Origin of the sequence: Sulfuriferula nivalis, assembly GCF_009937995.1 — a bacterium.
In the GTDB taxonomy this organism is placed as follows: Bacteria; Pseudomonadota; Gammaproteobacteria; order Burkholderiales; family Sulfuriferulaceae; genus Sulfuriferula; species Sulfuriferula nivalis.
The window spans coordinates 1263660-1287431 of sequence record NZ_AP021881.1 but is presented as its reverse complement, the minus strand read 5'-3'; the positions used below and the strand labels follow the sequence as shown (position 1 = coordinate 1287431).

General features: G+C 48.5%; 24 protein-coding genes and 1 pseudogene. 9 read left to right on the top strand and 16 right to left on the bottom strand.

The features are described from left to right. Window positions 1–38: 38 nt before the first annotated feature. Window positions 39–506, bottom strand: a complete 468-nt coding sequence (locus SFSGTM_RS06650; RefSeq protein ID WP_162084492.1) for a nuclear transport factor 2 family protein — start codon at window positions 504–506, stop codon at window positions 39–41. Window positions 507–590: 84 nt separating this feature from the next. Here SFSGTM_RS06650 and SFSGTM_RS06645 point away from each other — a divergent pair, with 84 nt between their 5' ends. Continuing rightward, on the top strand, window positions 591–1163 hold the full coding sequence (locus SFSGTM_RS06645) for a TetR/AcrR family transcriptional regulator (protein WP_162084491.1): 573 nt from the start codon (window positions 591–593) through the stop codon (window positions 1161–1163). A gap of 232 nt (window positions 1164–1395) precedes the next feature. Here the strand turns inward: SFSGTM_RS06645 and SFSGTM_RS06640 are convergent, their stop codons facing one another. Together SFSGTM_RS06640 and SFSGTM_RS06635 are read right to left on the bottom strand one after the other, a co-directional pair. Continuing rightward, window positions 1396–2046 carry a hypothetical protein gene (locus SFSGTM_RS06640; RefSeq protein WP_162084490.1) on the bottom strand — a complete coding sequence of 217 codons (651 nt, stop codon included), beginning with the start codon at window positions 2044–2046 and terminating at the stop codon, window positions 1396–1398. Between the two features lie 430 nt (window positions 2047–2476). Continuing rightward, window positions 2477–3832, bottom strand: coding sequence for a carbohydrate porin (locus tag SFSGTM_RS06635; RefSeq protein ID WP_162084489.1), 1356 nt, complete (start codon window positions 3830–3832; stop codon window positions 2477–2479). Window positions 3833–4215: 383 nt separating this feature from the next. On the opposite strand from SFSGTM_RS06635, the gene SFSGTM_RS06630 reads away from it, so the two are divergent. The 3 genes from SFSGTM_RS06630 (at window position 4216) to SFSGTM_RS17085 (ending at window position 6218) form a co-directional block, all read left to right on the top strand. Then, a complete protein-coding gene (locus tag SFSGTM_RS06630) occupies window positions 4216–4491 on the top strand; it encodes a metal/formaldehyde-sensitive transcriptional repressor (RefSeq protein ID WP_162084488.1) in 276 nt (91 codons plus the stop codon). A 7-nt stretch (window positions 4492–4498) separates the two neighbouring features. Then, the gene (dmeF, locus tag SFSGTM_RS06625; RefSeq protein ID WP_162084487.1) at window positions 4499–5767 is read left to right on the top strand and encodes a CDF family Co(II)/Ni(II) efflux transporter DmeF; all 1269 of its coding nucleotides are present in this window, start codon (window positions 4499–4501) and stop codon (window positions 5765–5767) included. 109 nt (window positions 5768–5876) lie between these two features. Continuing rightward, window positions 5877–6218: a DUF4337 family protein gene (locus SFSGTM_RS17085; protein WP_232526056.1), complete on the top strand. Its 342-nt coding sequence runs from the start codon at window positions 5877–5879 to the stop codon at window positions 6216–6218. Here the strand turns inward: SFSGTM_RS17085 and tnpC (SFSGTM_RS06615) are convergent. The 3 genes from tnpC (SFSGTM_RS06615) to tnpA (SFSGTM_RS06605) form a co-directional block, all read right to left on the bottom strand. Next, the gene (gene tnpC, locus SFSGTM_RS06615) at window positions 6210–7838 is read right to left on the bottom strand and encodes an IS66 family transposase (protein ID WP_162084465.1); all 1629 of its coding nucleotides are present in this window, start codon (window positions 7836–7838) and stop codon (window positions 6210–6212) included. The genes SFSGTM_RS17085 and tnpC (SFSGTM_RS06615) overlap by 9 nt on opposite strands. An 80-nt stretch (window positions 7839–7918) precedes the next feature. Continuing rightward, a complete protein-coding gene (gene tnpB, locus SFSGTM_RS06610; RefSeq protein ID WP_232526076.1) occupies window positions 7919–8212 on the bottom strand; it encodes an IS66 family insertion sequence element accessory protein TnpB in 294 nt (97 codons plus the stop codon). 62 nt (window positions 8213–8274) lie between these two features. Further along, window positions 8275–8580: an IS66 family insertion sequence element accessory protein TnpA gene (tnpA, locus tag SFSGTM_RS06605; RefSeq protein ID WP_162083703.1), complete on the bottom strand. Its 306-nt coding sequence runs from the start codon at window positions 8578–8580 to the stop codon at window positions 8275–8277. A 35-nt stretch (window positions 8581–8615) separates the two neighbouring features. On the opposite strand from tnpA (SFSGTM_RS06605), the gene SFSGTM_RS06600 reads away from it, so the two are divergent. Further along, entirely contained in the window at window positions 8616–9008 is a 393-nt protein-coding gene (locus tag SFSGTM_RS06600; protein WP_162084486.1) for a DUF4337 family protein, read from the top strand. A gap of 59 nt (window positions 9009–9067) precedes the next feature. Here the strand turns inward: SFSGTM_RS06600 and SFSGTM_RS06595 are convergent, their stop codons facing one another. From SFSGTM_RS06595 to SFSGTM_RS06550, 10 genes are all read right to left on the bottom strand, one after another. Continuing rightward, window positions 9068–10294: a DUF2252 domain-containing protein gene (locus tag SFSGTM_RS06595; protein WP_198420620.1), complete on the bottom strand. Its 1227-nt coding sequence runs from the start codon at window positions 10292–10294 to the stop codon at window positions 9068–9070. Window positions 10295–10297: 3 nt separating this feature from the next. Then, window positions 10298–11926 (bottom strand): IS66 family transposase, encoded by a 1629-nt coding sequence (tnpC, locus tag SFSGTM_RS06590; protein ID WP_162084465.1) that lies wholly within the window; start codon window positions 11924–11926, stop codon window positions 10298–10300. 80 nt (window positions 11927–12006) lie between these two features. Next, the gene (gene tnpB / locus SFSGTM_RS06585) at window positions 12007–12300 is read right to left on the bottom strand and encodes an IS66 family insertion sequence element accessory protein TnpB (protein WP_232526076.1); all 294 of its coding nucleotides are present in this window, start codon (window positions 12298–12300) and stop codon (window positions 12007–12009) included. A 62-nt stretch (window positions 12301–12362) separates the two neighbouring features. Beyond that, window positions 12363–12668, bottom strand: a complete 306-nt coding sequence (gene tnpA, locus SFSGTM_RS06580; RefSeq protein WP_162083703.1) for an IS66 family insertion sequence element accessory protein TnpA — start codon at window positions 12666–12668, stop codon at window positions 12363–12365. A gap of 213 nt (window positions 12669–12881) precedes the next feature. Further along, window positions 12882–13097, bottom strand: a complete 216-nt coding sequence (locus SFSGTM_RS06575; protein WP_162084485.1) for a hypothetical protein — start codon at window positions 13095–13097, stop codon at window positions 12882–12884. 193 nt (window positions 13098–13290) lie between these two features. Continuing rightward, a complete protein-coding gene (locus SFSGTM_RS06570) occupies window positions 13291–14640 on the bottom strand; it encodes a magnesium and cobalt transport protein CorA (protein WP_162084484.1) in 1350 nt (449 codons plus the stop codon). Between the two features lie 55 nt (window positions 14641–14695). Beyond that, window positions 14696–14890: a hypothetical protein gene (locus SFSGTM_RS06565; RefSeq protein WP_162084483.1), complete on the bottom strand. Its 195-nt coding sequence runs from the start codon at window positions 14888–14890 to the stop codon at window positions 14696–14698. 289 nt (window positions 14891–15179) lie between these two features. Then, entirely contained in the window at window positions 15180–15956 is a 777-nt protein-coding gene (locus SFSGTM_RS06560; protein ID WP_162084482.1) for a ferredoxin--NADP reductase, read from the bottom strand. Between the two features lie 12 nt (window positions 15957–15968). Beyond that, window positions 15969–16913 (bottom strand): electron transfer flavoprotein subunit alpha/FixB family protein, encoded by a 945-nt coding sequence (locus SFSGTM_RS06555; RefSeq protein ID WP_162084481.1) that lies wholly within the window; start codon window positions 16911–16913, stop codon window positions 15969–15971. Continuing rightward, complete coding sequence (locus tag SFSGTM_RS06550) at window positions 16913–17662, bottom strand: electron transfer flavoprotein subunit beta/FixA family protein (RefSeq protein ID WP_162084480.1); 750 nt, start codon at window positions 17660–17662, stop codon at window positions 16913–16915. The genes SFSGTM_RS06555 and SFSGTM_RS06550 overlap by 1 nt, the downstream gene beginning before the upstream one ends. 101 nt (window positions 17663–17763) lie before the next feature. Here SFSGTM_RS06550 and SFSGTM_RS06545 point away from each other — a divergent pair, with 101 nt between their 5' ends. The 4 genes and pseudogenes from SFSGTM_RS06545 (at window position 17764) to SFSGTM_RS06525 (ending at window position 23133) form a co-directional block, all read left to right on the top strand. Then, complete coding sequence (locus SFSGTM_RS06545) at window positions 17764–18690, top strand: LysR family transcriptional regulator (RefSeq protein WP_162084479.1); 927 nt, start codon at window positions 17764–17766, stop codon at window positions 18688–18690. Between the two features lie 28 nt (window positions 18691–18718). Further along, window positions 18719–20353: an electron transfer flavoprotein-ubiquinone oxidoreductase gene (locus SFSGTM_RS06540; RefSeq protein WP_269780089.1), complete on the top strand. Its 1635-nt coding sequence runs from the start codon at window positions 18719–18721 to the stop codon at window positions 20351–20353. A gap of 754 nt (window positions 20354–21107) precedes the next feature. Next, window positions 21108–22021 (top strand): annotated as a pseudogene (locus tag SFSGTM_RS06535) (tyrosine-type recombinase/integrase). After that, complete coding sequence (locus tag SFSGTM_RS06525) at window positions 22018–23133, top strand: IS91 family transposase (protein WP_162083488.1); 1116 nt, start codon at window positions 22018–22020, stop codon at window positions 23131–23133. Before SFSGTM_RS06535 ends, SFSGTM_RS06525 begins: the two are co-directional and overlap by 4 nt. Window positions 23134–23772 lie beyond the last annotated feature (639 nt).

Sequence of the window (23772 nt, the reverse complement as noted above, 5' to 3'; positions counted from 1 at the left end):
GACTTCGTGCTAATCAGAAATCCAGCGCTGAAACATTTTCATAACCCTAAATCACTCAATCCCAGATGCTCGTCTGGGCGCCGCCCAATAGGCCAGAAGAATTTTCGTTCTGTTTCCTTGATTGGAAGTTCGTTAATACTGGCAAAACGACGCATCATGAAACCAAACTCATTGAATTCCCAATTTTCGTTGCCATAAGCACGGAACCATTGGCTGGAATCATCATGATATTCATAGGCGAAGCGTACTGCGATACGATCACCTGAGCATCCCCACAACTCCTTGATTAATCGATAGTCCAACTCTTTGGCCCATTTACGGACAAGAAACTCTCGCACTTGCTCACGTCCGATGGGAAATTCGACGCGGTTTCGCCAGCGGGTGTCTTCTGTGTAAACGAGTACGACACGATCTGGATCACGGGTATTCCATGCGTCTTCAGCCATGCGTACTTTGTGGGTTGCCGTTTCTTTTGTAAATGGTGGAATAGGTGGCTTGGTTTCCATATTTGGCTCCTCGGAAGTTGGTAGACAGGACTGTCTATATAAATAAGTCTATGCGATGTAGACCGAGTTGTCTACAATGCATATATGGAAACTATTAATCCCGCACCTCAACAGGCACCCAGTGCGCGTGAGCGTATTCTTCTGACTGCCCATGACCTCTTCTACCAAGAAGGAATACGCGCAACCGGAATTGACCGTCTGATTTCGAAATCGGGGGTTACGAAAGTCACCTTCTATCGCCACTTTCCTAGTAAGAAGCATCTTATCCTTGAATTTTTGGAGTATAGACACCAACGTTGGATGGCGTGGTTCATTGATGCGCTTGTTCGGCACAGTGGGGATAGCAAAGCACTCGTGCCAACTTTGGCTGAGTGGTTTCACGATAAGAACTTTCGAGGATGTGCCTTCATCAATAGCGTTGGGGAACTTGGGGAAACCATGCCCGAAGTAGTCGATATCTCACAACGGCACAAACAGGACATGACTGACGTCATTGCCAGCTTACTGCCAGTATCTCAAAACCAAAAGTATGATGCTCAAGCTTTGGCGGTCGCCGTTGATGGCGCCATTATCAGAGCACAGTTCGATCGAACTCCAGAAGCTGCGTTATCTTCCATAGACAGAATCCAGAAGGCACTATTGGGCATGAGTAAGTGAAATAGTCTTAAGTTTTAAGAGGGTTGCATCAATAACATCGATGGTCAGGAATTCGGCCTAAGCTGTCTTTCATGCTGATGTGCTAATATTACCGCTGTGTCTCGGTTGCGGACATCTGAACAAGGCTCCAACCGAGACGAAGCGGATATTAAAAGTAGCTTATCTGAACGACTGCTATACGACAGTAAGCGGAAGTTCAATGTTTAGTATTCAGAATACTAGTGCTTGTTATTCATTGGCATGGATCGTATTTATAGTCAGCGGCATCAAGCCCGCCCCCATCTTTTAAATAAAATAACTCTGGTTTGCCTTTAATAATAGTCTTTTGACTTTTTTTATTATTTTTTGATTTGGTTATGACCATACGACCAGTTACCAAATTTTTATTTATTTCAACGGACGCTTTCATACTGTCATCGTCTTCTTTATACAGTGTTGAGCTATATAAGACCTCTATTAGCTTAAACGTATTTTTATTGAGTTTATATTGATACTGTGTATCGTTCACACAGTTATGCCAGCGTCTGTGATAGCTAAAAAAAACACTGTGCTCAGTTATCTCCATATCACCAAATTCAACATCTGTAGTGCCGCAACAGGCAATTTCTTCACCAGAGTTATCTGCAACTTTGTAAGTGCCAAGATCAGACCCAAAAAGAATATAAATCTGGCGCGTTTGGTTTGGGGTAGCGCCTCTTAGTATTGAAACAATACTGTCTGGGTGCTCATCGTCATTTAAATCGCCTGTCGCCTCTAACTCAAGAGTTGCCCCAGGCATCGAAGCTACGAATGCTTGGACAGACTTATAACTATCTGACTGAGCGTTAGCTAGAGGTAACATTCCAAAACCAAAGAAAATCACAAGAATATTCACTATACGCATTTAGAAACCCAATGAAATCATAGAATAAAATGTCTCAATATTCACATCGTGCCGTGACGTAAACTAAAAGTAATATAAAATTGAATTTCCGCTAAGCGCTTGAAAGCTGAACGTCAAACTTGTTCACACAACGTTCCGCTTGTGGCACACTGTGGACGCTAGCCCGCAGCACCACACAGCGGACATCAAAATGCTGGTTAAATATACCATGTATGCACGCTTTATGGCTTAAGCGACCCTTCCCCTCGACTTGACGAAAGTCGTTCGACTATGACCGCTTTGTGGCAGGCTATTTACTAGTGCTACTGCCGCTGCGTACCATTAACGTCGATTGCTGATTAATTAATGGATGCCTTTTCTTTGGCATGAAGTAGGCTTCATTTACATCCTAATTCATGCCTATTGAGTCAGGTAATTTATATTGGATATATTAAAATTCTGTGTGTAGTCGCGCGGAAATAATATTGACCGGACCTCGGTCAGCGTTATAGGCCGGATTCCAGATGTGCTGGTAGTCCGCAGTAACTGAGGTTTTTTTCCACACATTCAAACTGTAATAAGACTCGAATATTTGTTCCGGCTGGTAGCGTAATGCCCCATCACCAATGAAGAAGGATATCCCCCCCGCTTCCAGATAGCGGCGTCGCTCTGCGGACAAAGTGTTTTCCATCAATGACAGACCAAGCACATCATTGGCACGCCCCCACTTTGCCCCCGAAAACACTAAACCTGTGGCGAAAGATCCATCCACTTCAGTAAACGCATAAGTTTCAGTACGGCCATCGGCCTTCATAGCGCGCAAGAAAAATCCCAGATTATCATTGATAGCTTGCTCGATATTGACACCTATACCATATTTAATCTTTTCACCTGAACGTACATTGAAAATGGTTTGCTGATCCGCGCCCGGGTGCGCTTCAAGATAAGCAAGCGCATCGGCAAAACTCGCCAGTCTGGCACGATTACGCCAAGCTAGAATACGGACTTTACCGGGTTGCCCACCTAGGATATGAACATGTTCCACCTCGATTTGATCGCCATAATGCTGACCGATAGCTGTATCAACAGGGAGCATGTTGGGTTCTTTCGGACCCGTCATGCGCCCAAAGCGAAATACCCAATCATTTTTATACCATTCTCCAGCAAATCCCCAACCGAAACCACGCGCATCTGCCGCATAGTCGTATGCTGCATAGGTCATATTGCCCCAGTTCATGAACTGAGTACGGGGATCGCTAGCGTATTCATTGTGGTCAAAGACATCAAGAGTGGAAAAGTTACCAACAGTCAGCACGAACCGATTCTTATCCTGACTGCCGGCCAGTTGATTAAGATCAGCTTCAACATGCTCTGTCCCACCACCTTGATTCCAAGTTTGCCGCAAAAAAAGCTTTTGTCGATAGATTGTCGGGGTACTTCCCGATGCTCGGGTAATTTCTCCATTTGTGAAACCACCCAGTCCCGTCAAGTTGGAAAAAGCCACACCTTGGGTGATTTCAGGAGTGACATAGAACTCACCGCCTTGCCACAGGCGAAGCCCGAGATAGGCGGTGGTTGAGAAGGTATAGCTTTCCGCTTTGTCTGGCGAAAAACTGTTAGGGCCAGAATAGGCGGCAGAAAAGGGAAGCTTGCTCTGCCAGACGTATGTGGTCTGGAATTTGGCATCCCAGTTTGCATCTTCAGGCGCTTGCGCTAAGCTAATAACAGGTAATAGCGTGCCGATGAGCGCAACTACCCCTTGGTTAATGAATGCCGAATGGCGCAATTTGGTAAATTTGAAACTCATACGTACTCCTTGGTGAGCACGCAATCATGCTCAAGCAAACTCGAACCGCTTTAGCGGCACATTACAGAACTAATAGGAAGAAACGAAAGCAACCGAGAACCGGTTGCTCAATGCTACTACCTGCCATTTTGGGCAAGATAGCAGCAGAATATGACAGCTGTTACCTCACCTGTGCGTGGTCAATGCAAGATCGACTACAGTAACTATCCACAGATGGAACTCCATTAATAAAGACCCGCGCATTCTAGCGTAGTCAAATCAGGATGACAATTCTTATAAAAAAACGGTGGCAATCGGTTAAATAATTCAACGGCTTCTTTAACTGATTAAAGAAGAGTATTTAATTATGGTATAGTCCCCTATCCTATATTTAAAGATGAGATATGTCTCACATAATTCACAACAAACAAAAACTGCTGAACCGCGTGCGGCGCATCCGAGGACAAATCGAGGCCATCGAACGCGCACTGCTTGAGGAAAGTAGCTGCATCAACGTATTGCAGCAAATCACCAGTTGTAGAGGTGCTATGACGGGCTTGTTGGCCGTCGTGCTTGAGGATCACATCCGGACACACTTAATCGATGTCGAGCCGCATGAGGGAGAGCAAGGTGATGCCAAGGAACAATTGATTGATATTATCCACAGCTATTTCAAGTGAGTCTGCAATGAATACATTTTATGAAAAACCATTTTTAGCTGACCATGACCACGTTTTTCTAGGAAACGATCATGACAAGAACGGGCGCAAGACATGGGCCGTGATTGCGCTATGTAGCGTAATGATGGTTGCCGAGATTATCGGAGGCAGTCTATTTGGTTCGTTGGCACTTGTAGCTGATGGTCTGCATATGTCCACCCATGCCGGTGCGATGCTGATCGCGGCACTTGCCTACTCTTATGCACGCAAGCATGCCAACGACCCACACTTTGTTTTTGGAACAGGCAAACTAGGTGACCTCGCGGGATTTACCAGCGCTATCATTCTAGCAATGATGGCTTTGCTCATCGGGTACGAAGCGATTGCGCGATTGCTTGCACCGATACCGATACATTTCAGTGAAGCAATTCCTATTGCGGTCGTCGGTTTGCTTGTCAATATCGTCAGCGCATGGTTATTAAGTGGCGATGATCATCATGGACACAGCCACGGTCATGACCATACCCACGATCAACATGCTGAGCACGAGCACGGTGAAGAAATGCAACTCATTAAGACACCTTCCGGCGTGTTTGCGCTCTCTATTTTCGAAGATGGTGTTCCACCTGTCTTTCGTATGAAGGTAAGTACCGAAGGTGCCGAGTTGTCAGCGCAAGACATGACGGTCACAACCATTCGGCCAGATGGTACGCGTCAAGTCTTCGCATTCTCGCGAACATCTGATTTTCTGGAGTCAACTACTGACATTCCCGAGCCGCATGCATTTAAAGCAGTAGTTACATTGCCTGATGGTGTACACGCTGTTCAATTCGAAGAGCATGGACATGATACTCATAGTGTTGACACTCGCGACCACAACATGCGCGCCGCCTATATGCACGTCATTGCCGATGCGGCTGTTTCGGTGTTGGCGATCATTGGTTTACTCTTGGCTCAGATGTTTGGTTGGCTGTGGATGGATCCGCTGGCCGGTATTGTCGGTGCACTGGTCATCGCAAACTGGTCGTATGGCCTGATGCGCGATACTGGCGCGATTCTGATGGACATGAGTCCCAATGATACGATGGCAAACAAGATACGGGAAACTGTCGAAATGGCAGGTGACAAGCTAGTCGATTTGCATGTATGGCGTCTTGGTCCCGGCCACCTTGGCGCAGTGGTTTCAGTATCTACCAAAGAAACGCTCCGTGGACCGGCCTTTTACCACGCACAACTGCGACGATTCCAAGGGCTATCGCATATCTCGGTCGAGGTTCACACGCTTCAGGTAGTCTGACATATGAGTATTAGCGCTCTCTACACCGAGGACTGTTAAACAGCAACCAATAATTCCCACCAATCAGCACCTAAATTTACCACCTGTTTTTAGCTAATCCAGAATTGGTATGGCTTTTTTAGCTGTTCCACTGACGCTGAAAATCATCGAAACCGAAAAAATTTGGACGCTGTTTGATAATCATGCCGCCTTGAATGGAGAAAAGAAAATGGCTGAAGATATAAAAGAACCCTGGTTAAATTACTTAGCACTAACGACGGTGATATTTGCTGTGTGTGCAACACTTGCAACATTTAAGGGGGGTGGATTTTCTACCCGTTCTGTCTTGAGCCAGACCCAGGCTTCTGATCAGTGGGCTTTTTATCAGGCCAAGGCAATCAAGTCTTACTTGTACCAGATGCAAGGTAAGCGTCCAGCCCAGCCACTCCAATCCCTTCACTACTTATGGTAGTTCATTTTTAAACGGCAGCAATTCATCAATCTGGCTATTAGGCCAGACCGGTAATTTTTCCAACGTATCTTTGAGCCATGCATAGGGTTCCAAGCCATTGAGCTTGGCGGTAGCCAACAAACTCTGAATCGCTGCAGCGCGTTTGCCTGCACGTTCTGAGCCTGCGAACAGCCAATTCTTTTTGCCGATGGCAATGGGTCGTATCGCATTTTCGACTGGGTTGTTATCAATAGGCAAGATGCCGCTGTCCGCATAGCGTATCAGTGCTGGCCAACGCTTGATGCTGTAATCCAACGCGCGGGCTGTGCCGCTGCCATCGGCCACTTTGACGCGAGTCTGGATTAACCAGTCATGCAGTTCGCCCAATAACGGTTTTGCCTGAGTCTGGCGCAACTGCAAACGACCTGCCGCATCCAGCTTGTCCGCAGCCTGCTCAATGGCATAGAGTGCCGCGATACGCTGCAGCGCAGCCGCTGCAATTGGACTTTGGTTGGCCGCATGCAAATCAAAGAACTTCCGACGTGCATGTGCGAAGCATGCCAGCTCAGTGATGCCTTGGGTAAATAACGCTTTATAACCAGCGTAATCGTCAACCATCAAGTGTCCTTGCCAACCTGCCAGAAAGTGCCGCGCATGCAATCCCTGTCGCCCTGGCTGATAGTCAAACACCACGATAGGCGGTGCGGATGAAGGGGATGCCAAATCACCCGTGCGGTAAGCCCACAGATAAGCTTTCTTGGTTTTGCCCGCCCCGGGGTCTAATTGTGGCACTGGCGTTTCATCCGCATGCAATACACTGCGTGCCAGCAGTAATTCAGTGAGCCTGTCGACCAACGGTTGCAACGCTACCCCCACACGTCCGACCCACTCCGCCAAGGTGGAACGCGCCAGGGTCACCTGGCTGCGCTGGGCAATGTGTTCTATACGGTAGAGCGGTAAATGATCAACGAATTTACTGATCATCACCCACGCCAGCAAACCTGATGTCGCCACGCCGCCGTCGATGACGGCAGCTGGAATGGGGGCGGCAGCAACGGTTTCGCAGTGGCGACAAGCATACTGTGGACGGATGTGTTGATGCACGGTGAACTGGGCAGGTTCGACATCCAGTTGTTCGCTGATGTCTTCACCGATTTTGATTAACGCACCACCACACGCACCGCACTGGCAAGATGCAGGCTCATGGCGATGAATGATGCGGGGCAGATGGTCAGGCAGTGGCTGACGACCTGCGCGTGGACGCGCAGGCTTGGGGATAGCGGTTGTCGCATCTTCGGTATTAGGTGTATCTGGCTGCCCGATTTGGGCTTCAATGGCCGTGATGTCGGCTGCCCAGCACTCATCAAACAACGCACGCTGCTCAGGCGAGAGCTGCTCGCTCTTGTTGGCGAAGCGGATGCGGCGGTAATAGGCAAGTTCCAGTACCAAAGCCTGGTTCTTGAGTTCGGCGTGCTGGATTTGCTTAGTCAGCGTGAGGATTTGTGCGGTGTTTTGCTGGAGTAATACTGTGTTTTGTTGAATGAGTTCAGCATCCTGTTTAACCTGCGCCAACAGCTTATCCACATACGCCGCCAAGGCGGGATCGGGGATAAATTGGGCAAGTTGTTGGGCTGAATCCATGCTTGAATTATACCATTTCACCCCGCCTGAAACCAGCAATAATGCGGGTTTCAGGCATGTTTTTACTGAATCATGAGTGGCTACACCTGCCAGTGGGCAGGGGCTGGGGCACTGAGTCTTTGCCAGTCGATACCTGTGATCAGCCAGTCCCACTGTGTGGGGGTTAAAGGATGGGTGATGGCAGCGATGTCTGGCCAGGTGAAGTGACCACGATGCAGTCGGCGTTGGCACAACCAGACCCCTGTGCCATCCCAGACCAGGAGCTTGACCCGCGTTTGGCGACGATTACGGAAGGCGTAGGCGGCGCCGTCGCAGGGACTGCGACCCAGGCGGTGCTGGATGCGCTGGGAAAGGCCATCTATGCCGATGCGCATGTCCACGGGTTCGATGACTAGCCAGACCTGGGTGGCGATGGGGCTGATGGGATGGGCAGATATCATGGCAGTTGCCGCAACAAGTCAATTAGCCAGGGCGTGCTAGCAATGGGAAGCTCTACCCGCCAGCCAGTGGGGCTGTGGAGCTGGAGCGTGCCCGTGACAGGCGCAGGTTGAACACTGACGGGGATGAGGGTTAGCGGTGGCTGGCGCGTGAGATTGGGCGCTGTTGTCAGCTGGCTGCGCCAGCGATAAAAGGTCTTGGCACATAAGCCGTGCTGGGTGCAATAAGCTGTGACGGTCAGTTTGGTTTGTTGCCAAGCGGTAAGGTGCGTTTGCCAAAAATCAGGCGTGTGTCGAGTAGCCATCTAGCGTGCCTTTCATAAAAAAGCAGCTAGATTGCATGAGTTTGGCGGGCAATGACAGGTGGATGGGCTGGACGCTTACGATGCAAGCGGAAAAGCTTGAAATGGATATGCTTGCTTTGACCAATAAAAACCAGGGATCGGCTTTAATCGCATACAAGGAAAAGATTGCAGATTATGAAATGAAAGTTAAAAAGTACGAAAAAGAGAAGGAAGATATTAAACAGGAAGCTAAAAAATTAGAGCAAATCAGGGATTCTGCCCAAGTCAACTCCAAGAAATTCGGCATGGCCGTGATCTTCTTGCAAATTACAATTTTGCTATCTTCTATTGCTGGCCTCTTGAAGAAGAAACCTGTTTGGTATTTTAGTTTAATGTTTGGCGCGTTAGGGCTGGTTTATTTTGCCGATGGATTTCTCTTATTCATGTAAACGTTAGTGATTTGACCGGCGCTATGAAGGTCGATAAATTAACTGCGAACTGCTATGAGCTAGTTCGTAAATGCACCATCATCAAATGCCTCTGCATAAATATGCCAATCTTGCTCCACCTGTGCAGCGCATTCTTCGGCAACATCCATTAGCGACTGTTGCCACTTCTTTTCATGCGCAAAATCGATTAGCACGTCACTGGTTGCCGAGTTGTTGCGACCACTACTACGCAATTGACTCCAGGCAACAAGTTCACCCATGGTTTGCATCACCCCTTCAACAAGATGAAATTGCTTCGTGCCATTCAACGTAACTCTGTCCTCGCTGGGTTGCAAACCACGCAATACATAGGACTTCTTACCGATCACCACTGGGTGCAGAAACGCCATTGCAACCGCTTGTATTCGTTGTTGTAATGCTACAATGCGGTGGGCTTCAGTTTGCCAGTTGGGTTGTTTAATGGTCAGATGCGAGGATAACGAGGAAGGTAATGCCTGCTTCAAATCCAGTAAATAATTGCGATCAGGTGACCCTTTTCCCTCAACCAGAATTATGTAGCGATCTACACCCAGACTACCCGTGCCAGCAATACGACGTGCAACATCATGTACTTGGTAAAATTCAGGATTGGGCTGCTGACTGGCAAAGCTGTCCATAAACGTGATAATTTTGTTACGTTGCTTATCACTCACTGGCAATGCTTTTTTTCCATCAACCCGTATCAGGCGCTGTTTTCCCTTACGCTCAGTGCGGCTATCCAAAAATTGGGTACGTGACCGATTGCGCTGGTTATCCAGCAGATTTTGGACCAGACCGACAGCGGTGTCGCGCTCAATCCAGCGCGCTTTACCATTGGTCAAAGCTGCTACATATCCATCAAGGAATTTTCGGCACAACACCAAGGCGTCTGGCCGTTTGACTGCCATGCTCTTGGCGCCAACCAGAATGCTGCTCAGGCAGCGAATCAGATCCCAGCTGCACGGTGCCAGCACTGCTTCATCGAAGTCGTTGATATCAAAATATACGAGGCGATTATCGCCCTTATAACTACCAAAATTCTCAATATGCAAATCACCACATAACCAAGTCAGTGGCGCACGATCCAGCATTTGTTCATGTGGTAAGCGATCGTAAAACAGATGACACGTTCCGCGTAAAAATATGAAAGGACTTGATCGCATATTGCGATACTTAATGACAAGGCGCTCAGGGTCACGACCTGCATTGAAAGCCTGAATATTGCGGATTATGGTAAGCGTCCAGCCCAGCCACTCCAATCCCTTCACTACTTATGGTAGTTCATTTTTAAACGGCAGCAATTCATCAATCTGGCTATTAGGCCAGACCGGTAATTTTTCCAACGTATCTTTGAGCCATGCATAGGGTTCCAAGCCATTGAGCTTGGCGGTAGCCAACAAACTCTGAATCGCTGCAGCGCGTTTGCCTGCACGTTCTGAGCCTGCGAACAGCCAATTCTTTTTGCCGATGGCAATGGGTCGTATCGCATTTTCGACTGGGTTGTTATCAATAGGCAAGATGCCGCTGTCCGCATAGCGTATCAGTGCTGGCCAACGCTTGATGCTGTAATCCAACGCGCGGGCTGTGCCGCTGCCATCGGCCACTTTGACGCGAGTCTGGATTAACCAGTCATGCAGTTCGCCCAATAACGGTTTTGCCTGAGTCTGGCGCAACTGCAAACGACCTGCCGCATCCAGCTTGTCCGCAGCCTGCTCAATGGCATAGAGTGCCGCGATACGCTGCAGCGCAGCCGCTGCAATTGGACTTTGGTTGGCCGCATGCAAATCAAAGAACTTCCGACGTGCATGTGCGAAGCATGCCAGCTCAGTGATGCCTTGGGTAAATAACGCTTTATAACCAGCGTAATCGTCAACCATCAAGTGTCCTTGCCAACCTGCCAGAAAGTGCCGCGCATGCAATCCCTGTCGCCCTGGCTGATAGTCAAACACCACGATAGGCGGTGCGGATGAAGGGGATGCCAAATCACCCGTGCGGTAAGCCCACAGATAAGCTTTCTTGGTTTTGCCCGCCCCGGGGTCTAATTGTGGCACTGGCGTTTCATCCGCATGCAATACACTGCGTGCCAGCAGTAATTCAGTGAGCCTGTCGACCAACGGTTGCAACGCTACCCCCACACGTCCGACCCACTCCGCCAAGGTGGAACGCGCCAGGGTCACCTGGCTGCGCTGGGCAATGTGTTCTATACGGTAGAGCGGTAAATGATCAACGAATTTACTGATCATCACCCACGCCAGCAAACCTGATGTCGCCACGCCGCCGTCGATGACGGCAGCTGGAATGGGGGCGGCAGCAACGGTTTCGCAGTGGCGACAAGCATACTGTGGACGGATGTGTTGATGCACGGTGAACTGGGCAGGTTCGACATCCAGTTGTTCGCTGATGTCTTCACCGATTTTGATTAACGCACCACCACACGCACCGCACTGGCAAGATGCAGGCTCATGGCGATGAATGATGCGGGGCAGATGGTCAGGCAGTGGCTGACGACCTGCGCGTGGACGCGCAGGCTTGGGGATAGCGGTTGTCGCATCTTCGGTATTAGGTGTATCTGGCTGCCCGATTTGGGCTTCAATGGCCGTGATGTCGGCTGCCCAGCACTCATCAAACAACGCACGCTGCTCAGGCGAGAGCTGCTCGCTCTTGTTGGCGAAGCGGATGCGGCGGTAATAGGCAAGTTCCAGTACCAAAGCCTGGTTCTTGAGTTCGGCGTGCTGGATTTGCTTAGTCAGCGTGAGGATTTGTGCGGTGTTTTGCTGGAGTAATACTGTGTTTTGTTGAATGAGTTCAGCATCCTGTTTAACCTGCGCCAACAGCTTATCCACATACGCCGCCAAGGCGGGATCGGGGATAAATTGGGCAAGTTGTTGGGCTGAATCCATGCTTGAATTATACCATTTCACCCCGCCTGAAACCAGCAATAATGCGGGTTTCAGGCATGTTTTTACTGAATCATGAGTGGCTACACCTGCCAGTGGGCAGGGGCTGGGGCACTGAGTCTTTGCCAGTCGATACCTGTGATCAGCCAGTCCCACTGTGTGGGGGTTAAAGGATGGGTGATGGCAGCGATGTCTGGCCAGGTGAAGTGACCACGATGCAGTCGGCGTTGGCACAACCAGACCCCTGTGCCATCCCAGACCAGGAGCTTGACCCGCGTTTGGCGACGATTACGGAAGGCGTAGGCGGCGCCGTCGCAGGGACTGCGACCCAGGCGGTGCTGGATGCGCTGGGAAAGGCCATCTATGCCGATGCGCATGTCCACGGGTTCGATGACTAGCCAGACCTGGGTGGCGATGGGGCTGATGGGATGGGCAGATATCATGGCAGTTGCCGCAACAAGTCAATTAGCCAGGGCGTGCTAGCAATGGGAAGCTCTACCCGCCAGCCAGTGGGGCTGTGGAGCTGGAGCGTGCCCGTGACAGGCGCAGGTTGAACACTGACGGGGATGAGGGTTAGCGGTGGCTGGCGCGTGAGATTGGGCGCTGTTGTCAGCTGGCTGCGCCAGCGATAAAAGGTCTTGGCACATAAGCCGTGCTGGGTGCAATAAGCTGTGACGGTCAGTTTGGTTTGTTGCCAAGCGGTAAGGTGCGTTTGCCAAAAATCAGGCGTGTGTCGAGTAGCCATCTAGCGTGCCTTTCATAAAAAAGCAGCTAGATTGCATGAGTTTGGCGGGCAATGACAGGTGGATGGGCTGGACGCTTACGGATTATGTCCATTACTGAGTGCTCGTAAAATTAGCAGACTGCATTAGTATGCAAATTACCCGCTTTGGTGAGGCGAATTCCACCCATAAAAAAGGCAGGGATATCCCTGCCTCTTAATACTACCCAGAACTAATTACTTGGCAGCTGGTGCTTCAGCAGCTGGTGCAGCGGTTTCTTTTTTAGCGGCGGCTTTTTTCTTGGCGTGATGTTTTTTGGTTTTATGCTTTACTGGTGCAGCCATTTCGGTTTTAGCAGCTTCAGCAGCTGGTGCAGGTGCATCAGCAGCAACAGCAGAGAAGGAAACAGCAGCAAAAGCTGCAACGATAATAGCGGATAATAATTTGTTCATTTTGGAATCCTCAAAGTAAAAATCGGTGGTTGGTTGATCAGGATGAAAAATCATCACCGTCATAGCAAATAACGCGGCAGGAGTCAGTGTGTTGACAGCCTTTGCAGGATGTTTGCATATTTCACTTAATTTTTGTATTCACCTGTATTTTAACTAGAAAGGTGTGTGGGGCATCAGCATGTTGTTTAACAGCTCAAACTGATGTGTTGCTGCCAGCTGCCGAAGTGCTACGCAACTTACGTTTTTCAAAGAATCGTAACAGTAAAAAGGTAATCCAAGCAACGATACCCATCCCTATGGTGAAGGCCCCATATGAAATAGGCCAAGGAATTCCATGGGTCATCATTGAGAATTCTGACATTCCACCCATACCCGCAATAATATTAAGTGGCATAAATACGACGCTGAGCACCGTCAGTTGTTTAATGACTTTGTTCTGGTTGATGTTGATAAAGCCGACTGTCGCATCCATCAAAAAATTGATTTTGCCGAACAAAAAAGTAGTATGCCCATCGAGTGATTCGATATCCCGTAGGATTTGTTGGGCATCATCCAGTTGTTGTTTGTCTAAAAAGCGGCTGCGCATAAGGAAGGAAACAGCACGTCGTGTATCCAGCACATTTCTACGAATTAACCCATTCAGAATTTCTTCATGTGCGATCGCTGTTAACATGGCAGCGGCATCTTCATCGCTCATTTGCTTGCTGAGTACATGCTTGCCAACAGTTTCCAGGCCGCGATATACATCCTCAAGCGCCTCAGCTGAATATTCCGCATCAGCCGCATAGAGGTCCAGTAAAACATCGCGTGCATTCGTCACATAATTAGGTTGCGAAAGTGCACGCAAACGCTGTAACCTGAAAACGGGCAGTTCCTCTTTGCGTACTGAAAACAAAATGTCTTTGTGCAAAATGAATCCAACACCTACGTTACGGGACACATCCTCGCGGTCGAGCAAAAAGTCAGAATGCAGGTGAATTTCACCGTTTTCCTCAACATAGAAACGAGCACTTGATTCCAAGTCACCCAACCCATCTGGATCAGGCAAGTCGATACCGAAAAAATCGCCTAGCCAAACGCGCTCTTCGAACGAGGGATTAACCAGGTCAATCCAGATTGGTTTAGTCTCGACTAGACCTTCCCGGCTATTGATGGCGATTTCACGCAAGCGTCCTTCGTTTAGGTCAAAGGCTTTGATACCTGATCGTTCTTTTTTGAATTCTCGATATCCTAATGCTTGTAAAACATCAAATGTCACTTCTCGTAAGACAGCTTCTTTTTTGTCCTCAGCCACCTGATCCCAAATATATAATTGATCCTCTGAAGGCAGGTCTTCCAGAAAATGGGCGATCTCAACAGGATCTATCTTTTTCAGAATCTGCTGCATTTGTACTAGGCTCTGCTTGCGCACCAATGACTCAACGAGCTCATGACGTGGCATCTCCTGTTTATGCAGCATATCTGTGACAAGTTTATGCTTTTGCAATAATTGCAGCAGAACTTCCTGATTGGTAGGTTGGTGTATAGGAGATTCTATGTTCATGTCAGCACTATCCCGCTGTTAAGGTCGTGGTAATTTCAGTTCAAAATCACCTTATTTATTTTTGTTTAATGGTCTTCGGTGTTGGAAGCTTGGGGCTAACAGTGGCTTCTTCCACTAGCGCTTGTTGTTTTGGTTGCTCTGATGAATACGTTACTTCAAACAAATTCACAAGTTTTTCGCGACGCCAGCGGCGAGATTGATGAAGCAGTTTTTTCTCCGTCAACCAGTTAACAAACTTCGAAATGAACATTTCTTTCAAGACCTCAAATGAAGTATCAACAACCTGGTTTCATCATAATGCCGTGATAAATCTTTACCAGCCTTTTGCCAGTATTGTACATCTACAATATTGACGATCAACTGATAATACCATTCACCAATAGTGGCTGACGACAACAATTGCCATTCTCGAAATGCCTCCCTACTCTACCGTAGCGGTCATTCGACCAAGCATGCTTGATGGTCTCGTGTCAGAATATGACGCCAGAAAGCTAGCATTGGTGGTGAAAAACTTCCCGGACTTTAGGTTGTCGCGCCAATCATTTCTCAACAAATGCTCTTTCGATCACATAATGCCCTGGCACCCCCGTCCTTGGAGAAATAACAAACCCACGGCGGTTCAGCATCTCACTCGTGTCATCGAGCATTGCTGGACTGCCGCAAATCATTCCTCGATCTGTTTCAGGGTTGAGAGGTTCGATACCCAAGTCCTCGAAAAGCTTTCCCGATTCGATTAGGTCGGTAAGTCTGCCTTGATTACGATATGCCTCACGAGTTACCGTCGGGTAGTAAAGTAACTTTTGGCGAATTTCTTCACCAAAAAACTCATTTTCAGGAAGAACTTTGCTTATGAAGTCTTCATAAGCCAGTTCACTAACTGTTCTAACGCCGTGAATGAGAATAATCTTTTCATACTGCTCATATGCCTCTGGGTCTTGAATAAGACTCATGAACGGAGCCAGTCCAGTTCCTGTAGAAAACATAAAGAGACGTTTTCCAGGAAGTAAGTCTGCTAGGACAAGGGTGCCCGTAGGCTTTTTACTCACCAAAACTTTATCGCCAACTTTAAGGTGCTGCAAAAGTGAGGTGAGCGGCCCATTCAACACCTTGATACTAAAAAACTCCAGATGCTCTTCATAGTTAGGACTGGCGATACTATAGGCACGAAGCAATGGCTTGCCATCAACTTCAAGACCAATCATTACAAACTGCCCATTTTCAAAACGAAGGCCCTGGTCACGGGTTGTTTTGAAGCTAAAAAGAGTATCGTTCCAATGGTGAACGTGGCTAACTGTTTCATATGTGAACTTGCTCATGATCGTCCCTTCTTAATTTTTGGCTAGTGCATTGTTTAGTTGCGGTACCACGTCAAACAAGTCAGCAACTAACCCATAATCAGCCACTTGAAAAATTAGAGCATCGGGATCCAGATTCACAGCGACGATGACTTTGCTATCTTTCATGCCAGCTGTATGTTGAATCGAGCCTGAAATGCCTAAAGCAATATAGAGGTCAGGAGCCACCTGTGTGCCTGTTTGCCCTACCTGTGATTCATTCGAGGCATAACCAGAATCGACCGCAGCCCGAGTTGCGCCAATTGCCGCACCTAGATTCGCAGCCAAAGGTCCCAAGGTACTTTCAAATTGCTCTTTGCTGCCCAATGAACGACCACCTGACACAACGACCTTTGCTGTTGATAACGCAGGGCGATCAGAAGCCTGCTTGTCCTCAGAAATCCAGATGGTATTAATGGGTAAGTCCGGTATATCAATGGCCTCAATAACAGCGATATGTGAATCGCTATTATTGACTGGAGAGAAGCGGTTGCCGCGTATGGTCAGCACCTGAATGGACTCTTCACTCTGAACCATTGCAACCAGATTGCCTGCATAAATCGGACGGCTAAATGTTTTAGGGGAATGAATTTCAAGAACATCGGAAATCATTGCCACATCAAGTAAAGCTGCCGTACGTGGTAACACGTCTCTTGCAAAGGAGGTATGTGCGGCAACCAGTGCCTGATAGTCCGTTGCAATCATTGCCACAAGCGGAGCTACGTCTTCGGCCAACAGATGATTGAAGCGGCTGGCTTCAGCGACCAAGACTTTATCTACATTCTCTAAGCTCTGAGCATCTGCGACAACCTCTCTGATTTGGTTGCCCACAATCAACAGATGAACTGGAGAGCCCATTTGCTTTGCAGCGCCTATCGCTTGCAGCGTAGAGATTTTTATTTTCTGACCATCGTGTTCTGCTAAAACGAGTATGCTCATTATAAAACTCCTGCCTCGTTTTTAAGTTTGCCAATCAGCTCGTCAACACTTGTAAGCATCTGTGCGGGCTTTCTGGAGGGCGGGTAGGAAATACCTAGTGTTTTAAGCTTCGATTCGCAGTTTGGAACCAGTTCACTGGCGCTCAAAGTTTCAATCGGCTTTTTCTTTGCCATCATCAGGTTGGGAAGCTTTACAAATCTTGGGGAGTTTAAACGCAGGTCAACACTAATCACCACAGGTAATTGCAGTTTTAGCGTTTCCGTTCCACCATCAATTTCACGGGTCACCTCAACTTGCTCACCCTTGAATTCAACCTTTGAAACAAAGGTTCCTTGTGGCCACCCTAGCAGTCCGGCAAGCATTTGTGGTGTCTGGCCAGCGTCGTAGTCAATGGCTTGTTTGCCCATCAACACAAGTTGCGGCGTCTCACGCTTAACAATGGCTTTAAGCAACTTAGCCACCCCCAATGAATCAGGCTGTTTATCTACATCAACCAAGATAGCGCGGTCCACCCCCATGGCCAAAGCATGCCGGAGTACATCCTGGTTCATGCTGTTCCCAAAAGTCACGGCAACGATTTCCGTTGCTAATCCTGCTTCTTTTAGACGAAGCGCCTCTTCAAGCGCATTTTCATCGAAAGGATTGGGCGACATCTTTACGCCCGCAAGCTCAACTTGCCTTCCATCATCAGTTGGTCGAACCTGGACGTTGTAATCAACTACACGTTTAATCGGGACTAGAATTTTCACCTTGAAACACCTTTAATGTTTACGTTGCACATGCATTCTAAAGGCGCATATAATATCTGCATAATTGATTGTTTGGATAATATTGTTCGATTTAATAGATTATGAGATTCACTCTCCGCCAAATAGAGATTTTTGTTGCTGTTGCCCGAGTAGAGAGCATCTCTCGAGCAACAGAGGCGCTATCACTCTCACAATCTGCGACAAGCACATCCTTGGCTGAAATTGAAAAGCAGTTTGGCACCCCTCTCTTTGACAGAGTAGGTAAAAGCCTTCGGCTTAATGACATGGGCAGAGGGCTACTACCTCAGGCCGTAGATCTGCTTGATCGAGCTCATGGCGTTGAGGATTTGCTATCTGGTCGTCTGGGATATGGGAATTTAAGTATCGGTGCAACGCTGACTATTGGGAACTACCTCGCGCCCTTGATTGCTGTCAATTTTTTGCAGACTTATCCCGAGAGCAAGATCAACCTGTCTGTGCACAACACCGCCTCTATGGTCGAGGGATTACTAGGTTTCAACTTGGACCTTGGGATGGTAGAAAGCAGCTGTTCGCATCCTGATTTGCTGGTAGAACCCTGGTTAGAGGATGAACTGGTTGTGTTCTGTGCGCCCGGACATCGACTGGCTGCATTGGATAAGGTTTCATTAAAAGACCTGATGCAAGAGCCGTGGATCATGCGCGAAAAAGGTTCCGGAACCCGAGAGTTAATTGAACAGGCGCTCGCCAAACAGTACGTCTACCCTAAAATCAGACTCGAGTTAGAACACACAGAGGCCATTAAGCGTGCAGTCGAGTCTGGATTAGGGGTCGGATGTATTTCTCGGCTCGCACTACGCGATGCTTTCAGGCGTGGCAGCCTTGTTCCTGTGGAAATGCCTAAGCTGAATCTGCGCAGGGTTTTTCACTTCGTTATGCATAAGCAGAAGTTTCAAACAGCGGGCATTCGCGACTTTCTGAAAGAATGCCGAGCCTTTACAGCTGGTGCTGCGACCACAGATATTATTCAATTACCCTACATTCCCTGAGAGCGAAATGGACACACAAAGAGATGTAATGACTTATGACTTGCTCATTGTTGGTGCAGGCCCAGCTGGGCTTTCTGCAGCCATTCGTTTTAAACAGTTAGCGAATGATGCCAGTAAAGAACTCAGTGTTTGCGTTCTGGAAAAAGGTGCGCAAGTTGGTGCACATATTCTCTCCGGAGCAGTAATTGATCCGAAGGCGCTTGATGAGTTGATCCCCGAATGGCATCAGCTTGGTGCCCCACTTACAACTGAAGTGAAGCAAGAGCACTTCTACTGGCTAACTGCAGAAAATAAATACAAATTTCCCATGAGGTTTCTTCCTCCATTAATGCTTAATGATGGCAACTATATTGGAAGTCTGGGCGAGCTTTGTCAGTGGTTAGCAATTCAAGCTGAGTCGCTTGGTGTTGAAATTTATCCCGGATTCTCTGCTGTCGATGTGATCTTTACTGAGACTGGTGCACTGAAGGGCGTTGTAACTGGAGATCTAGGGTTAGACGCTACGGGAGCGCAGAAAGCCGAATTTTCTCCCGGGATCGAGATTCATGCTAGTTATACGTTTTTTGCGGAGGGGACGAGGGGCTCACTCACCAAGAAAGCAGAAGATCATTTCCAGCTAAGAGGTCCTGATAATTTTCAGAAATACGGAATCGGCCTCAAGGAGATTTGGGAGGTCTCCCCCGATAAGCATCAACTCGGATTAGTTGAGCACTCCGTTGGTTGGCCTTTGACTAATAATACTGGTGGAGGATCATTTCTATATCACTACGGTAAAAATCTTGTTTCTATCGGCTTCATAGTCCATTTAGATTATCAAAATCCTTATCTATCGCCGTTTGAAGAGTTTCAGCGATTCAAAAAGCATCCTCAAGTCCGGTCGGTTCTGGAGGGGGGGCGTCGTATTTCTTATGGTGCACGTGCAATTAGTGAAGGCGGAATTCAGTCTCTTCCTGAGCTGGTGTTCGCTGGGGGCGTACTCATTGGTTGCAGTGCAGGCATGGTGAATGTCCCGCGCATAAAAGGCAGTCATAATGCTATGAAGTCAGGGATGCTGGCCGCTGAAGCTGCATTTGAAGCTATGGAATCTGGGCGTGCAAATGATCGACTGGATGGCTACATGGCAAAGCTTCAATCCTCTTGGGTATGGAAAGACTTGTATCGTGTCCGAAATGCCAAGCCGTGGATTTCACGACTGGGGACATTCGTTGGGGGATTTTTTTCTGTTGCGGAATTGTGGCTCACATCAATCGGGCTCAATTTGCCTTGGACGATAAAGCATAAGCAACCCGATCACCTATGCACAAAGCTCACAACTGAATCTGAGCCGATTTATTACGAGAAACCTGATAACAAATTAAGTTTTGACCGGCTTAGTTCGATTGCCCTGTCGAACATAGCCCATGAACATAATCAGCCTTGTCATCTTAAATTAAAAAACGAGCAGGTTCCGATTCAATATAACCTCAAATACTTTGGTGCTCCTGAGCAACTTTATTGTCCGGCCGGTGTATATGAAGTCATTTCTATCCCTGAAGGTTCGAAGCTTCAAATCAATGCTCAAAATTGCATACACTGCAAAACCTGTGACATTAAGGACCCGAGGCAGAATATTAATTGGGTGCCGCCCGAAGGTGGGTCGGGACCAATATACAGTCAAATGTAGAGCCCATGATGGTTCAGTTGGAAGCGGACATTCCTGCAAACTGATCTTACTGCCTTTTCAGGAAATTGCCACAGTACGCAAAGGCCGAATTACTGACCATCGCTGTTATTGGCGCAACTGTCCGGATCTCGGCCTTAGCGGACATTCCCGTCGCTAGACAGAAGTGGTTCGCCAATGAGCGCTTGTGGTAGGAGAGCTATTCTAAAACAGAAATCCGATAACCATACAATCATCAAGCTTCTAGAGAAATATCATTAACTACTCAAACTAGAGATCAAAACCAACTACAGTCGGATCGACTTATCAACAGCCGTGTAGTACGCTGTACCATCATAGGATTTGGTCAATTTTAAACCAGCACAGGTGGTCTTTTATCCTAATGCTAACCCAAAAAAAGAGAAAACATGAAACCGCTAGCGTGGTTCTTTCTGGTATCTTTAATATCAACCGTGACCTTTTCATTCGCCGGTGAGCCTCAAGGCCAATACCTACCCAATTCGCAAGCCTCCACTCCCCTCGGAACCAATACCTTTGTGACTGTAAGTGGCAAAAAAATGCCAACCAGATTATGGTCCTTAGTTAATAGCGAGAAATATAAGCAAAATCCAGGAGACTGGGATTTTTTCAAGAATGGAACCATTAGTTGAACGAAGCCGCTATCGCGGAGAAATATTCCCGAACCATCAAATTACGCAGCATAATTTCGTCTCCCCCAGCAATGGAATTTTGATTACTGTACCACGAGGAGACGACATTGACAGCCCCCACACCCATCCCCGCGCACTTCGAGCACAATCACCAGCGACTGCTGAATTGCCTCAAGCTCAGAGGCATGCAGCCTAAAACCATCGCCTTGTATTCACACGGCGTACGGCGCGCAGCGGTGTATTTTAATGACCAGATAGACGCGCTCACCAAGCCACAATTAACCGACTATTTTGTTCGCATCCTGGATACCCATTCATGGAGTACGCTCAAACATGATCTGTATGGACTGAAGTTCTATTATGCCCATGTACTCAGCCAACCCTGGCCAGGTGCGGATCTGGTTAAACCACCCAAGTCATATAGCCTGCCCGACATCATTACCGTCGCCCAGGCACAACAAATCTTCATGGCCACCCGCGTATTGAGCTACCGCGTATTCTTCTTCACCCTCTACAGCCTGGGCTTACGATTAGGCGAAGGCTTACGCTTGCAGGTAGGGGATATCGATGCGGATCGGATGCGGGTGCAAGTACGCAACGCCAAAGGCAACCGTGATCGATTGGTGCCGTTATCAGAGAACACCTTGCAGGTATTGCGCCGTTTCTGGCTCACCCATCGCAACCCAAGCTTGCTCTTTCCTAATCGACACGGCGGTCTTGCCAAATCGCACTTGGCACGCACCCCGCTGGATCGTGGTGGTATCCAGACCACCTTGGGTCAAGTGACCCGTGACTGTGGCTTAAAAAAAGAATTACACCACACAGCCTGCGCCACAGCTATGCCACCCACCTGATAGAAGCTGGCATCGATTTACTCGAAATTCAGCAGATACTCGGACACCAGTCCATCCTCACCACCATCCGCTACACCCACCTCACCGAACAACGCCATCAGAGCGCACACACTCGCCTTAATCAATTAATGGAGAAATTCCACATTCATTGGGGCAAAGTCAAATGATCAGACTGGCGCACATCGTAGCAACCTACGCAGCTAAACTGCTTGCACAACACGGTCATCACCTATTGCCCAGCCAGCAAGCTGCCTTAACCGCCTTTCAAACCTGCCGTAGCCAGATGAGCCCGAGGATGCAACTTGCCTGTGATGATTGTCAAACACCCAGCTACCTGCCACATTCCTGCGGTCATCGGCATTGCCCGCATTGCCAGGCGCACGAATCACAGCGCTGGATAGACCAGCAATTACACAAATCCATCCCCGCCAACTACTTCATGCTCACCTTCACCGTGCCCGCCCAGTTGCGCACACTGGCCTGGCAACATCAGCGCGTCATGTATGACTTGATCACACGCTGCGCGTGGGAAACAGTCAACACCTTCAGCCAAAACGACAACAAGCTGCGCGGCAGCGCAGGGGCGGTGACTGTACTGCATACCCATAACCGCCGACTGGACTATCACCCCCATGTGCATCTCGTCATGCCCGCTGTCGCCTTTAACCCCAAACAGCGACGCATGCGTCATAAACACGGCAACTACCTGTTTAACCACAAAGCCCTGGCCAAAGTATTTCGTGCCAAATTACTGGCAGGCATCAGACAAGCAGGACTCACCCTGCCAAACGATTACCCGACCGATTGGGTGGTGGATTGCAAAGCCGTCGGCACTGGACAGCACGCTCTGATCTACCTTGGGCGCTATCTGTATCGGGGGGTGATACAGGAGAAAGACATCCTCTCCGACCGGCATGGTCAGGTCACCTTCCGTTACCGGAACAGCCAAACCAAACAAATGGAAACCCGTACCTTGAGTGGTGTAGCCTTCCTGCGACTGATACTGCAACACATTCTGCCCAAAGGCTACCGCCGCGCCCGCAACTTTGGCTACCTGCATCCCAATAGCAAACTACTCACCCAGCTACAGCTGACCCACCTATGGCGACGGAACAATCCGCCGCCAGCGCAACCCAGACCAGCGATACGTTGCCAATGTTGCGGTGGGGTGATGAAGATAGTGCGCACACGTATCAAAGCGATACCGCTAGCCACATCAGCCCCATCTATAAAACGGGAACACAGAGCAGATGACACAGGGTGGGAGACCATGCGCTAAACCAGCCCACACCGCCCACCTGCCAGACTAGGCAGGTATGGCCGTGCTCGCCCTGAAGAAGGCTGAAATTGGGTTAACATGCCCGAAAAGCCGACTAAAAACGGTGAGTTGAATAGAATAAGTTGCTGCAATGGCAACGTGAAGGTCGTGAAATGGCGGGTGGGATGCGTAACGCGTCCAGTTATGCCAGCATAGTCAAAAAGATATTTCCATAAGCGCTCAAGCAACACCCGCCCCAGCCATGCCGGGCTTGTCCAACAAACGGTTCAGATTGTGGCTCGCTTCGCGATCACAATCTAACCTTATTCGTTAGGTGTGGAGGTCAACTGATCAGCCTTTCAACGAATGGCGACATACCCATGGAAATAATGACAAGTATGGCGACCACTATCAACTGCCTAATGAATGGCGAAATCCAGATGTACAGCATAACAGCGATCACTAGAGCGACCTCAAAGGTAAGTGACAACCAAGAACCACGCGAGGCAAGAACCACAGCGATTAAATAAAGGTTGTAAACAAAAAGACTGATGCCGCCGACTACAAAGACGACGAAAAGTATTGAGGACCCGAACCCAACGAATAAGGTTAGATTGTGATCGCGAAGCGAGCCACAATCTGAACCGTTTGTTGGACAAG